Origin of the sequence: Fundicoccus sp. Sow4_H7, assembly GCF_052115865.1 — a bacterium.
GTDB lineage: Bacteria > Bacillota > Bacilli > Lactobacillales > Aerococcaceae > Fundicoccus_A.
The window spans coordinates 75,746-88,689 of the sequence record NZ_JBQKME010000006.1 but is presented as its reverse complement, the minus strand read 5'-3'; the positions used below and the strand labels follow the sequence as shown (position 1 = coordinate 88,689).

Sequence of the window (12,944 nt, the reverse complement as noted above, 5' to 3'; positions counted from 1 at the left end):
AATAGCAACCAGTATTTTTTTAGCATTTGCATCCCTCGCTATCGTCCGTCGCAATATTATTGCTGTGGTACTGACTGTTGATGGCTTTAATTTTTTCTAACGGACATTTTGGTTGACGATCATAAGTTAATAAGCCATTAATTTCTTGCTCCACATCATAGAGCTGGGTGTAACAAAAACCGAATAAATGGTTTGATTCCATCACAGCATTGGTCACACGTTCATATTCAGAAACAAAGTCTGCTTCGTCCGTTACACTGGTGTAACCCCAGCCTGCTTGTTCACCCACTTTATAACCAATCCCACCATACTCAGTCAGAAGAATAGGTGTATCTTGGTAACTAAAGCCTTCGGCATAAATTGGTCGACCAGCAGAGGTTGACGCAAGGATATTTATTTTATAATTTGTATCGTGTTTAAATTGTTCGAATTTTTTCACTTCATCGATTTGGCCGTGGGCATAGTTGTGAACAGCTGTGATGTCGGTTTCAGTCATTTCCCAACCATCATTGGAAATGACCAGACGGCTTGTATCCAGAGCGTGAAGCAGATGATACAAGGCTTGGGTGTAGTGCTGCTGGCGGCGATCACGCGCCACTTCACCAATCCCCCAACTTTCGTTAAATGGTACCCAAGTCACAATTGATGGGTGGTTATAATCGCGTTTGACGATTTCTTTCCATTCGTCTGTCACGTAAGAAATGGATTCTTTACTGAAATAATGAGCTGAAGCTGATTCGCCCCAAACAATATAACCCATTTGGTCAGCCCAATATAAAAAGCGCGGATCTTCGACTTTTTGGTGTTTACGAGCGCCGTTAAAGCCCATCGCTTTCGATAATTCAATATCTTTTTTAAAGGCTTCGTCTGATGGAGCGGTCATCAACGACTCCGGCCAGTAACCTTGGTCTAACACCAGTTTTTGGTAATATGGCTTGTTATTCAGATAGGTTTTCCCGTCTTCAATATGGATTTTACGCATCCCAAAGTAGCTATCAACGCTATCTAAGGTTTGTCCGTCTTCTTCTAACGTTAAACGAACATCAAATAAATTCGGTGTCTCAGGTGTCCAATACCAACCATTATGGTGAAAGGCTGTTCTAAAAATTTGTTGCTGGCTAATCGAAATAGTTATTTCCATAAAAGGACTATGGCAATCTAAGCGACCACTGGCAACTTTTTCACCTTTAAATGCAATGGTATAATTTAAGCTTTGGTTGACTTTCGGATTATGGAGATCGACTAATAACTCCACTGTTCCGTTATCGATGTTCGGTGTAAAATAAGCTGCTTCAATGGATGATGCAGCGATATTTTCTAACCAGACGGTTTGCCAAATCCCAGTTGAATTTGTATACCAAATCGAATGGGGTTCTTCTGACCAGGTTTGCTTACCTCTTGGGATACGTTCATCCTTGCGAGGGTCAAACACGCGTAAAGTAATGGTTTGTTGGTCGCTATCTTTGTCGAGATAGGCTGAAACATCAAATTTAAAGGAGGTATGTCCACCAATATGTTGGCCAACTAGCGAACCATTAACAAAGACATCTGCAATATAATCAACCGCGCCAAAATGAAGGACAAAACGGTCTTTGGTAAAATCTTCTGGCATCGTAAATGTTCGACGGTACCAAACAATTTCATGGTTGCCCGTATCATGAATCCCACTTAATTTAGATTGATAAACAAATGGGACTTGGATAACTTGATCAAAAGGCACATTGTTTTTGAACCATTGTTCCTTCATGCCGCGATTCTCATCATCAAAGCAAAATTCCCATTCTCCATTTAGATTTAACCAGTTCTCACGCACAAACTGCGGGCGTGGATATTCATTTCTTTTCATACAAACTGCTCCTCAAGTTACATTATTATGTGTGTTATTTAATTGAATGTTGCATTTTTATGGATTTATTTTTCGCAAAGGCGATGGTGGTAGCTAAAATCAATAACATTAAACTGACATAATCCACCAACAACAGAAATACGACAATCTGTCCGATCCAAAAATACAACATCACTTTTAGAATACTGCCATCTTCCAGATATTTATTAGCGAAAATAGCATTAATAATCCCTATAGTAACGTAAGCCATGCCATAGATAAACACAAAATTCCCAAAAGTCGATAGGGCTGAATTGGCGCCTAGAAAGGTCGACTCTAAATTAAATAAATAAATACCGGCCGTAATTGCTCCGGTAATTATTTGCCAAATACTTGCGATATAGATAATGATGCGTTCGAGTTTGCGACTCATAATGTTTCACCTCTAACCTTTTAGTCCTGCTTCAAGTGTGAGTGATTCCATAAAGTATTTTTGCGCAAACACATAAAGTAATACCGTCGGTATGATTGCCATAACCGCTCCTGCTGCTCCTAGTCCAGGATAGGTACGGTATTGCCCTTGCAGCAACTGTAGTCCAGGAGTGATGGTTAGATCATCTAAGCCACTCATCACAATGGATGGCCATAAGAAGTCATTCCATGAACCGGTAAATGAGAACAAAGCGGTTACGATTAAGACAGGTTTTAAAATCGGCAAAATAATACTTGTAAATATTTGAAAATCATTAGCTCCGTCGATTCGCGCTGACTCATCAAAGGATTTAGGGATATTTAATGCGAATTGCCTTACTAAAAAGACATTCCCAACACTTCCGGCACCTGGCACAATTAAGGCTAATTTGTTATTTAACCAACCTAACTGTTGAACGATGTCATACAATGGGATTAAGTTAACGATTCCTGGGAACATCATGGATGCTAGTAAAAATGAAAACAAGACATCTTTTCCCTTAAAGTCCATACGGGCATAGCCATAGGCAGCAAGAGATGTTACCACTAAGACTAAAGCCACATGTCCTACCGCTACAATCAGCGAGTTGGTAAACCAGCTTAAAATAGGGGTGGAAGGATTTTCAAATAAAATTTCTTGATAATTTTCAATTGTCCAATTAATTGGCAAGAAGCTATAGCCTAATTGACGAATTTCAGCTTCCGATTTAAATGACGTAAAGATCCCCCAAAGAATTGGGTATGACCAAGCTAATGCGGCCAGGATTAAGACGGCATAGGTCAAGATTCTCCAAATAGATAATTTTTTCTTTTTCATTTTGACACCAGCCTCCTAATCTTGTTTTCTCATGATGAAAAATTGAATGACAGAAACCGCCATAATACATAGGCCTAACATGACGGCCATTGCTGAGGCAATCCCAGCTCTTGACATCCCTGCCCCAAAGGCATTTTGCTGCACATTCATAATAAGCACTTCCGTTGAACGGTTAGGACCACCACCCGTTAACATCAGCGGTTGACCATAAACATTAAATTGCGCAATCGTAGTCGTAATCGTTGTATATAAAATCTGGAAACGAATACTTGGTACGACCACTTTGAACAATTTTTGAAAGGCATTGGCGCCATCTAACTCAGCCGCTTCCAGCATATCAGTTGATACCCCGTTAATAGCGGCTTGGTAAATAACTAAGTTACCCCCAATCGTCCACCAGACGGTTACAACAACTAAAGCTATCCAAGCGTAAGGCTGTGTGCTTAATAAGTTGATATTTATTCCAAAGATTTCATTGATCGGTCCATATGAAATACTCAGTAAAAACTGCCAAATTATCATAACCGCAGATATCGCAAATAATGAAGGAACATAGAAAATTGATTGGAATAATCGATGGAGTTTTGGTCGTGTATTTAAAATTGTTGCTAAAAATAATGGCACGAGTATACAAAACGGAACCGTAATAAGAACAAAGAAGAAAGTATTACCTAAACCATTCCAAAATTGACGATAAAAACTAGAATCTTGATCGAATAAGATTGTTGTAAAATTCTTGAATCCAACAAAGACCGGATCTGTAAATAGATCCCAATCAGTAAATGCAATATAAATCCCATAAACAAACGGGATTAAAGTAAAAATCAAAAAGATGATGAGATGCGGTCCAACAAATAAGGCTGGCTGGAAATTGAGTTTTTTACGTTTTTTAAGATTTGGATTTGCTTGTGTATTTTCCAAAATTACCCACCCTTTTAATTAAAAGGAGGATTGACATCCTCCTCTTGTTTTATTCTTAGTTTATTTTAGTAACCCATAATGTCGTTAACGGTTTGTTGAATTTGGTTAAGTTGTTCCATAATATCAACATTACCTTCAAACATATCCCAAGCAGTTGCATCAATTTCACCAAACACATGTGATGAACCTTCATCAGTAATGATTGTAATGGCTTCACGTGCTTCTGGCGTTTTAATTAAGAATGATTGAGGCATTGCTAAATATTCTTCGTTTTCTAACATAGCTAATGAGGCAGTGTTTTCACCAGATTTCAACCATGTTAATTGATTTGTTCTTAACCAATCCACAAATTGAACGGCTGCTTCACGACGCTCATCTGGACGATTTTGGTCTAGGAACATAACAAATTGTGAAGCCCCACTTGCTTGAACAATGTTTTCTGCATCCCATTGCGGTGTAAAGGTTTGACCCCATTCAAAGTCTGTAATATCTTCCATTTGACTTAACATCCAAGTACCTTCTGGCAAGAAAATAACATTACCATTCATAAATTCAGCAACCGTATCGATACCATTACCGGTTGTGTAACCTGCTTCGTACATACTCTTGAATTGTTCAATGGTAGCAGCGGCCGTTTCGTTATTAATGTTAATAACGCCATTTTCGTCTGCGAATGTTCCACCCATTTGTAAGTAAAGGTTGTTAAAGTTTTGCATTGGCCAACCAAGTCCATATGCATAAACGCCGTCTTCTTTCGCTAATTCACCCGCTGTTTCAATTTCTTCATACGTCACAATACCATCATCCGTTGCACCAGGAACATACTGATCCACTAAATCTTGGTTGTAGTACATCACCCAAGTACCCATGGTTGTTGGTAAACCATATTGTGAGTCATCAACCGTACCAACTGTCCATGCCTCTTCTAAATAATTCTCAGCATTAACTTCTGTTCCTTCAATAAATGTATCCCATGATTCTAATAGGCCTTGTCCAACATATTGTGTGACCGTTTCAGATGCTACCAGCGCAAGGTCAGGAATACCTTCACGTGAACGTGTTGCTGTTACTAAACGTTGGTTTAAAGTGGCACCTTCCATAGCTAACAATTCAACCGGAAACTCTGGATTTGTTGCGTTATATTCTTCGATGTTTTGACGGATCAATTCCCCATCTGGTCCCGTTACCCCACTCCATACAGTAATAACATTTTCTTGCGCATCAACTGTTTGTGTACTCGCAAAAGGTACAACAGAAAGAGCTAGAGATGCTAAAGCTAAAAGACTTAATTTTTTCTTCATTATTATTTCTCCTTTTTTAAATAAATAACTCTATTTCGACCTAACAATGGACATCACCTACCGATAACGCAGCCTCCTTCCTTAACGATTGACTTATAAGTAAAGCAAATGCGCTTAATAAAGCCTTTTCTATATATAAGTATAATACGTAAGATTATTGTTTGCAATCGCTTTCTATGTTGTGAGTCCTATGTTTACACAAGAAGCAATTGAGTAGTTTCTATGACTGCTTTGTTGTGCTATAATTTACTTAAAAGTAAATCATGTGAGGAGGTTCTTTTAATTGGAAATTGATACAAGCTTAGAACATTTACCGGTTTTAGAAGCTTTAGCTAGCGAATCACGTTTACGCATTATCAATTTGTTAGCTATTGGAGAATATAATATTAAAGATATTGCCGAGAAATTATATTTGTCGAGCGGCATTGTGACACGACATATTAAACAATTAGAAGATGTTGGCATCATTCGAACGCGCGTTGAGGCAGCGCAATCAGGCACACAAAAAATTTGTCGATTGGCGATTGATGAACTCTATGTCCGCTTCCCTGGTCTTGTTTTCCCAACCTTTAAAGTATACCAAGAAAGTATTCCAGTTGGGCATTTTACGGATTATGAAGCAACGCCTACTTGCGGATTAGCTACTTCGACAAATTATATTGGTATTTTGGATGAACCAAAACATTTTATGAACCCTCAGCGGATGGAAGCACAAATTATTTGGATTACCTCTGGCTTTTTCGAATATAAAATTCCAAACTATTTAGATGTCTCATCGCAAAAACCAGAATTATTAGAAATATCACTCGAGATTGCTTCCGAATTTCCTGTTTCGAATAACAATTGGCCATCACAAGTCGGTTTCTATATCAACGATGTCTACATTGGCAATTGGACGATCCGCGGTAATTATTCCGATGTCCGTGGCAAACTGAATCCCGACTGGTGGCCGGACCGTAATAGCCAATACGGCTTGATGAAAACCTTACGGATTACCCCCCATGAATCATTAGTGGATAGCGAAAGTCTTTCGAGTATTACTTTAGATGATTTGAATTTTGATGATGGTCTGATTACCATACGGATTGCTGTTGAAGAAAGTGATTATGGTGGCGGATTAACTATTTTTGGTAAACAGTTTGGCAATTTCCCGCAGCATATTTTGTATAAGATGTATTATTCGGAGGTGGAGGGGAGTAAGGTATAAAAAACAGAAACAGAAATCACTCATAAATGAAAGAGTGATTTCTGTTTTTTTAGCTAGCTGAAACCTTTTATTCCAGACTTATTTTTTCAAATCAATATCACTTTCGAACGAGGGAGACAACCGCGATCGGATGAAATATCATTTTCAAACGAGCGGATCAACCGCGCTCGGATGAAACACACTTTTCATCCGAGGGAGACAAACGCGCTCGGATGAAACGCACTTTTCATCCGAGGGAGACAAACGCGATCGGATGAAACTCTACTTTCATCCGAGCGAAACAGCAGCGCTCGGATGAAACGCACTTTTCATCCGAGGGAGACAAACGCGCTCGGATGAAACACACTTTTCATCCGAGGGAGACAAACGCGCTCGGATGAAACACTCTTTTCATCCGAGGGAAACAACAGCGCTCGGATGAAACACACTTTTCATCCGAGGGAGACAAACGCGCTCGGATGAAACACACTTTTTATCCGAGGGAGACAAACGCGCTCGGATGAAACACACTTTTTATCCGAGGGAGACAAACGCGCTCGGATGAAACACACTTTTTATCCGAGGGAACCAGCGGCGATTGGATGAAATACCACTTTCAAACGAGGGAAACAACGGCGCTCGGATGAAATACCACTTTCAAACGAGGGAAACAACGGCGCTCGGATGAAATACCACTTTCAAACGAGCGGATCAACAAAAATCTCTGCCCTTCCGCTTCTTCTACTTCAATAATAGTCGGAACCGGCAATTGATCAGCTAACAAGCGCATCATCACTCGTTCTTTTCCTCCTTCTTCATCGGCCAAGTCGGTTATTTTCAACACATAGTCATCAAACAATAAGACTTGAGCATTTGACATGCCCACTTCATCAAGGTGAAAATTTTGCTTCCTTAAGTGTTTGTGAATTGACGGTGGAATGACTATCCCACTAGCTTTCAACTGCACTTCTTCGTATAGCAGGTTCGGCTTTTCTTTTGTGATGCCACTACAGCTTGTTTAAAATCAGTGATATTTATTGGATGGGGTTGTCTGATCATGATTTTGTCGATGGGTTGGCCCGGGTCGTAATGCTCGAGCGTCCATAGGTCTTCGAGTGGGTAAACCGTGGATTCAAAAGGTTCAGAACCAATTTCGGCGCGCTTTAACTTCAACCGCAAATTGTAGGCAATCGGATATAAGGCAGCGATGCGGTTGGCGTGGTCTTCGCCATTGGTATTTCATCAGGTTAGCTCACTTTCTAAAATTTTTACAGCTTCATCAAAGTTAGAATAATAAAATATTTTATCAAAATAATCTGTTCCAGCAATCATGGCGGACAGCGGACTCACTTCCTGCCGGTGCAAAATAATGACCGGTTTTTGTAAAAATTCTGCATAAGCCAACTCATAACCAACGCCCAACGAAGGACGCGTTGTCTCCGCAATCATCACATCACTTTCAACAATCCAAGCAATATCCCGATCACGAATCTCTTTATCCGACAGATTTTTTTCGCCCTCATCTGTCACTAAATTGTCTCCAATATGCTCAGTCAACACTTGATGGTCTTCCTTCAAAAACGCAATCAATTCCTTATATAATTCCGCATCTTGCCTACCGCCACGAATCGATGCTGCAAAATAAATTTTCATTATATTTCCCCTTCCTCTAATAAATATCTCTACCTATTCTTTTATCGCGAGGCTCGCCCAAAAAGATGGAATACCTTGTTCATGAAGGAAACCTTCTCCATTTGTGTCTTCATAAATATCTTGCAGTCGAAAACCAGCTTGTAATTGACCTCTAATTTGGTCTTCTATGGTATGTGAAAATTGAATCCCGGAATGCGTTGCTTCCAGCATTTTTAATTGCTCAGGATTTTTTAAGGGATTAAATGGCAAACTATACTTAATCGTCGTCTCGTCATCTGGATCAAACAGAAAATTAATACCATTATCTAAGTCGGAAAGCAAACGACCGCCTGGCTCTAATACACGGTAACATTCTTTCCAAATCGATAAAACATCTTCAACATAAACATTCGAAACAGGATGAAAAATTAAGTCAAAACTTTCATCTTCAAAAGGTAGAGCTTGCGTCATATCTGCTTGAATCATCTCCATTTGATAGCCTTCTCGCTCTGCCACCATTTTTTCACTTTCAATTTGTTTCGTTGCATAATCTAAGACCGTACACTCAGCCCCTAAAGCAGCAAAAATCGGCATTTGTTGACCTCCACCTGAAGCCAAACCTAACACTTTTTTGCCTTTTAAATCGTGTGGAAACCACTCTTTAGGGACTGGCTTCGTAGGGGTTAACACCATTTCCCACTGGCCTTCTTTTGCTTTGGCAAATTCTTCTCGGCTAATTGGAATGCCCCATTGCCAGCCATCTTCAACCCACTCATCAATGGTCTTCGCATTAATTTTTGTATAGTCCATCTTCACCACTCCAAACTAATCGTTTTAATAAATATAACACAAAGAGGTACATAAGATACGTTATATCCATTGGTAAATGGATGTTGCTAATTAAAGTTCGTTAAGGTCATGATGTGAGTATAGATTCTGAGTGGTGTCATTCATTTTCGATGATATGTTGATTGGATTTTGCTCGGGTTTTGCTTACTTTAGTGAGCGTGTTATAGCTTTTTGATTTCTCTATAGTGTGTTTGGAAGAAAACGCGAGGAACTAAAATTACTTGAAGAGCTGCGTTTAGCAAACGCAAGGAACTCAAATCGCGGGAGAGGCTTCCGTTTGGCTAACGCAAGGAACTCAAATCGCGGGAGGGGAACGCGTTTGGCAATCGCAGGGAACTCAAGGAGGTGGGAAGGGCTTCCGTTTGGCTAACGCAGGGAACTCAAATCGCGGGAGGGGCTTCCGTTCGGCAAACGCAGGGAACTCAAATCGCGGGAGGGGAACGCGTTTGGCAATCGCAGGGAACTCAAGGAGGTGGGAAGGGCTTCCGTTTGGCAATCGTAGGGAACTCAAATTGTGGGAGGGGAACGCGTTTGGCAATCGCAGGGAACTCAAATCGCGGGAGGGGCTTCCGTTCGCCAAACGCGTTTACCCTAGAGAAAAAAGAGGGCATCCGTTCGCCAAACATCAGTACCCTTTGCAACTTTCCCTATTACTTTTACACAATTCCGTAAATTTCATCAAACCAATAATAAGTCGGCAAAAAGTTAGCCAAACACCAAAAAAAGAGGTCTACCACCTCAAATGGTAAACCTCTTAAATGCTTATATACCAATGTTTATAGACAAAAATTACTCTGCTTCTGCGTTTTTGTCTGTGAAGCCATATTTTTTGTTGAAACGATCCACACGGCCATCGGCTTGCGTGAATTTTTGACGTCCTGTGTAAAATGGATGTGAGTCTGAAGAAATTTCTACACGGATTAATGGGTATGTATTCCCATCTTCCCATTCAACTGTTTCTTGTGAGCTACGAGTTGAACCAGATAGAAATTGATAGCCAGTTGTAGTATCCATAAAGACAACGGGTTGGTATTTTGGATGGATGTCTGCTTTCATATTGTCTTCTCCTTTTCTGCCGTAAACTATCTGCTAGTCTACAGTTATTCCATGCACAATTGTGCAACAATAAGATGATACCATGACCGAGTTCAGAATGCAAAGAATATTTTCTAAATATTTTTTTAAATCATTCCCTCGGCTCTTCTTCTTTTTCTTCGCTAACAACCTTTTCATCATCAACTTCTAAAATTTCTTTCTTTTCTGGTAAATCATTTTCTTTTTCAGCAAAACCAGAGTCAAAGGCAACGCCTAATGAAATTCCGATGGCAATCCCAATAGCTAGATTATCCATCAATAGACCAAATGCGACTCCTAAAGCGACACCGACACCAATACCTAATCCAAAATTGTGATCGTTATCCTTTTTAGCCATTGTTAATTGCCAAATCCTTTCATATAAAAACCAACGAGATCCAATTGATCATATGTTTCCATACCAAGTGATTGATAAAACGCTACTGTTTTTGGCGTCTGTTCGGTTGTTAAAATAATTTGTTGCGCATAGTTGACTTCTTTAAGCATTAATTTCATTAATTGACTGCCAATACCTCGGCCTTGATATGCTGGATCAACGAGTAAATCTTGGATATAAGCAATGTAGCCACCATCACCTATGACACGTACTAACCCGACTAATTTTTCTTTATCCCAAGCTGCGTAATGATGACGCGATTGGTTTAAAAGGGTTAAAAGCGGAGTTGGACCATTCAAATAGTTCGTCCAACCAACTGATGTATACAATTGAACCAATTGTGCTTCTGTGACTTGACGTTCTTGTGAGTACTCTATCACAAATTATAACTCCATTTCATTTAATAGATCACGTAAAGCAATCAATTCTTCTGTGGTTAACGTTAGACCTTTGCTCATTTTGTTATATTCTGGATCCCATGAGCGGATGTCAAAATTGGGTTGGCGGCTATTCCAACTTGTCAGTGTTAATTCCTTCTTCCAGCCTTTATCATTTTCTGATAAAACGCCGATATGTTCTTTGATTTCAAATTCAATATTGGCCATTTCAATCCCTCTCTTTCATCAAAATTAATCGGTGGCAATATCTGCTAATTGCCAGTGGACAAGCTGTGTTAAATCGGCAGGATTTATTTCAACAGAAAAGCCAACTTTACCTGCACTAATTAAAATACCTGCTTCATTGGCTGCCGATTGGTCGAGTATCGTTTTAAAGTCTTTTTTCATTCCGATGGGTGAACAGCCGCCATGCACATAGCCCGTTAATGGAAGGAGTTCTTTTTCTTTTATCATTTGAATATTTTTCTCATCAACAGCTTTAGCGGCTTTCTTTAAATCTAATTCTTTCGTGACAGGTACCACAAAGACATAGTGTTCATTGGACTTTCCTTGGGTGACGAGCGTTTTATAAACCGGAGAATCCACAGCTAGTTTTTTAGCGTCTTCCCATTTATAGGCTTGGTAGGGAATATGAAGTTGTTCGAGGACACGCATGACATTTGTTTTCTTTAGTTTAGCCATTGTAGCACCTCCTTTCAATTCATTTAAGCACAATTTCTTAAAATTTGGAAATAATTAAATCGAGAACACAAGTAGTTAACGCTGTGTTCTCGATTATTAGCAGTGATATTTATTTTGCGGAAAGTTTTTCGATTTGGTCTAAAAAGGCTTGGTTGCTGTCGGAATGTTTGAGCAGTTGGATAAACTGATCGGTGTATTCTAAGGAGTCGCCGACCATCATTTTGCGGAGTTTCCAAATTTGGTCGAGTTCGTGGCTGTCGAGTAAGAGTTCTTCTTTACGGGTGCCAGAACGGCGAATATCGATGGCAGGGAAAATACGGCGTTCAGCTAACTGACGTGACAAGTGAAGCTCTGAGTTCCCGGTTCCTTTAAATTCTTCGAATATCATATCGTCCATGCGACTTCCGGTATCAACCAATGCGGTCGCTAAAATGGTGAGAGAACCGCCATGTTCGATATTGCGAGCGGCACCAAAGAAACGTTTTGGTCCATAGAAAGCTGCCGGATCAAGTCCTCCACTTAGTGTACGTCCGCTTGGTTTCACGACTAGGTTGTAAGCGCGGGCAAGACGGGTGATGCTGTCCATTAAAATAACGACATCGCGACCGTCCTCGACTAGACGCATGGCACGGTCAAGTACTAGTTCAGCGATCCTAACGTGGTTTTCAGGTTGTTGGTCAAAAGTAGAATAGACCACTTCGCCATTAACACTGCGTTCAATATCGGTAACCTCTTCAGGACGTTCATCGATGAGTAAGACGATCAATTCAACGTTAGGGTTATTTTGACTAATCCCATTGGCAATATCTTTCAAAATCGTTGTTTTACCTGCTTTTGGCGGCGCTACGATAAGCCCTCTTTGCCCAAAACCAATTGGCGAAACTAAATCAATCATCCGATTAGCGATGGCTTGCGGTTTGTAACTTAGTTTAATTTGTTCTTCTGGATAAAGCGGGGTTAAACTTGGGAAATGGTCGCGTTGTTTGGCTTCTTCTGGATCTTTACCGTTAACGGTTGAGATTTGCATTAAGCCATAGAAACGCTCACTTGCTTTGGGAGGTCTTGCCGGGCCAGAAACCTTATCACCGTTTCTAAGTTCAAAGCGACGAATTTGTGAATTTGAAATGTAAATATCTTCTTGACTTGGTGAGTAGTTAATGGGACGTAAAAAGCCAAAACCTTCACCGGGATTTGTGTCTAATACTCCTTCTACTTGGAAGAAGCCTTGTTTTTCTTCTTGTGTACGCATCACCGCAAGCGCCAATTCTTTCTTGCTTAATTGGCTATAATTGGGTATTTCTAATTCACGGGCATATGCGTATAACTCTTTAACCTCTTTGGCAAGTAAGGTTTCTAACGAAAAGGCATCAGCCATTTTTTGTTCATCCTATC

The 12,944-nt window shown here is 40.1% G+C and carries 15 protein-coding genes; 1 reads left to right on the top strand and 14 read right to left on the bottom strand.

Translation table 11 applies throughout. The features are described 5' to 3' along the window. Positions 1-19 precede the first annotated feature (19 nt). The 5 genes from ACTQ54_RS07450 to ACTQ54_RS07430 form a co-directional block, all read right to left on the bottom strand. Entirely contained in the window at positions 20-1,846 is a 1,827-nt protein-coding gene (locus ACTQ54_RS07450; protein WP_441755569.1) for a glycoside hydrolase family 2 protein, read from the bottom strand. Positions 1,847-1,880: 34 nt separating this feature from the next. Then, entirely contained in the window at positions 1,881-2,258 is a 378-nt protein-coding gene (locus ACTQ54_RS07445; RefSeq protein WP_441755567.1) for a hypothetical protein, read from the bottom strand. A gap of 12 nt (positions 2,259-2,270) precedes the next feature. Further along, entirely contained in the window at positions 2,271-3,113 is an 843-nt protein-coding gene (locus ACTQ54_RS07440; RefSeq protein WP_441755565.1) for a carbohydrate ABC transporter permease, read from the bottom strand. 15 nt (positions 3,114-3,128) lie between these two features. Further along, positions 3,129-4,034, bottom strand: coding sequence for a carbohydrate ABC transporter permease (locus tag ACTQ54_RS07435; RefSeq protein WP_441755563.1), 906 nt, complete (start codon positions 4,032-4,034; stop codon positions 3,129-3,131). A 65-nt stretch (positions 4,035-4,099) separates the two neighbouring features. Further along, complete coding sequence (locus tag ACTQ54_RS07430) at positions 4,100-5,335, bottom strand: ABC transporter substrate-binding protein (RefSeq protein WP_441755561.1); 1,236 nt, start codon at positions 5,333-5,335, stop codon at positions 4,100-4,102. Positions 5,336-5,618: 283 nt separating this feature from the next. Here ACTQ54_RS07430 and ACTQ54_RS07425 point away from each other — a divergent pair, with 283 nt between their 5' ends. Next, positions 5,619-6,542, top strand: coding sequence for an ArsR/SmtB family transcription factor (locus ACTQ54_RS07425; RefSeq protein WP_441755559.1), 924 nt, complete (start codon positions 5,619-5,621; stop codon positions 6,540-6,542). Positions 6,543-7,137: 595 nt separating this feature from the next. Here ACTQ54_RS07425 and ACTQ54_RS07420 read toward each other — a convergent pair. The 9 genes from ACTQ54_RS07420 to rho form a co-directional block, all read right to left on the bottom strand. Continuing rightward, entirely contained in the window at positions 7,138-7,482 is a 345-nt protein-coding gene (locus tag ACTQ54_RS07420; RefSeq protein WP_441755557.1) for a hypothetical protein, read from the bottom strand. Positions 7,483-7,763: 281 nt separating this feature from the next. After that, positions 7,764-8,174, bottom strand: a complete 411-nt coding sequence (locus tag ACTQ54_RS07415) for a nucleoside 2-deoxyribosyltransferase (RefSeq protein WP_441755555.1) — start codon at positions 8,172-8,174, stop codon at positions 7,764-7,766. 33 nt (positions 8,175-8,207) lie between these two features. Beyond that, positions 8,208-8,963, bottom strand: a complete 756-nt coding sequence (locus tag ACTQ54_RS07410; protein ID WP_441755553.1) for a methyltransferase domain-containing protein — start codon at positions 8,961-8,963, stop codon at positions 8,208-8,210. 828 nt (positions 8,964-9,791) lie between these two features. After that, the gene (locus tag ACTQ54_RS07405) at positions 9,792-10,058 is read right to left on the bottom strand and encodes a type B 50S ribosomal protein L31 (protein WP_441755551.1); all 267 of its coding nucleotides are present in this window, start codon (positions 10,056-10,058) and stop codon (positions 9,792-9,794) included. A 130-nt stretch (positions 10,059-10,188) separates the two neighbouring features. Then, a complete protein-coding gene (locus ACTQ54_RS07400) occupies positions 10,189-10,434 on the bottom strand; it encodes a hypothetical protein (RefSeq protein WP_441755549.1) in 246 nt (81 codons plus the stop codon). A 2-nt stretch (positions 10,435-10,436) separates the two neighbouring features. Next, entirely contained in the window at positions 10,437-10,853 is a 417-nt protein-coding gene (locus ACTQ54_RS07395; protein ID WP_441755547.1) for a GNAT family N-acetyltransferase, read from the bottom strand. A gap of 3 nt (positions 10,854-10,856) precedes the next feature. Continuing rightward, positions 10,857-11,078, bottom strand: a complete 222-nt coding sequence (locus ACTQ54_RS07390; protein ID WP_441755545.1) for a YdbC family protein — start codon at positions 11,076-11,078, stop codon at positions 10,857-10,859. Between the two features lie 24 nt (positions 11,079-11,102). Next, positions 11,103-11,552: an aminoacyl-tRNA deacylase gene (locus ACTQ54_RS07385; protein ID WP_441755543.1), complete on the bottom strand. Its 450-nt coding sequence runs from the start codon at positions 11,550-11,552 to the stop codon at positions 11,103-11,105. Positions 11,553-11,661: 109 nt separating this feature from the next. Beyond that, complete coding sequence (gene rho, locus ACTQ54_RS07380) at positions 11,662-12,927, bottom strand: transcription termination factor Rho (RefSeq protein WP_441755541.1); 1,266 nt, start codon at positions 12,925-12,927, stop codon at positions 11,662-11,664. Positions 12,928-12,944 lie beyond the last annotated feature (17 nt).